This is a genomic window from Pseudomonas sp. CM25, from assembly GCF_013179705.1.
Lineage (GTDB): Bacteria > Pseudomonadota > Gammaproteobacteria > Pseudomonadales > Pseudomonadaceae > Aquipseudomonas.
The window spans coordinates 1-563 of the sequence record NZ_JABMCW010000731.1 but is presented as its reverse complement, the minus strand read 5'-3'; the positions used below and the strand labels follow the sequence as shown (position 1 = coordinate 563).

General features: G+C 66.8%; 1 pseudogene. It reads left to right on the top strand.

Going from position 1 to position 563, the window contains the following annotated elements:
* Positions 1-471 (top strand): annotated as a pseudogene (locus HP546_RS30995) (urocanate hydratase); the annotation flags it as partial.
* Positions 472-563: the final 92 nt, after the last annotated feature.

The following is a 563-nucleotide window of genomic DNA, read 5'->3' as shown; positions in this document are numbered from 1 at the left end:
AGCTTCCAGGGCCTGCCGGCGCGTATCTGCTGGGTTGGCCTGGGCCTGCGCGCCAAGCTGGGCCTGGCGTTCAACGAAATGGTGCGCAGCGGCGAACTGTCGGCGCCGGTAGTGATCGGTCGCGACCACCTGGACTCTGGTTCGGTGTCCAGCCCCAACCGCGAAACCGAAGCCATGCGCGACGGCTCCGATGCGGTTTCCGACTGGCCGCTGCTCAACGCCCTGCTCAACACTGCTGGCGGCGCCACCTGGGTTTCGTTGCACCACGGCGGTGGCGTGGGCATGGGCTTCTCCCAGCACTCGGGCATGGTCATCGTCTGCGACGGTACCGATGAGGCCGCCGAGCGTATCGCCCGCGTGCTGACCAACGACCCGGGCACTGGCGTAATGCGCCACGCCGATGCCGGTTACGACATCGCCATCGACTGCGCCAAGGAGCAGGGCCTGGACCTGCCGATGATCACCGGCTGATAGCCGCGCTTTGGATCGCACCCCGCAAGGGGTGATACTGAACAACAAGAAGGAGCGCGCAGGCACCCACAGATGGGCCTGCGGTTCCACGC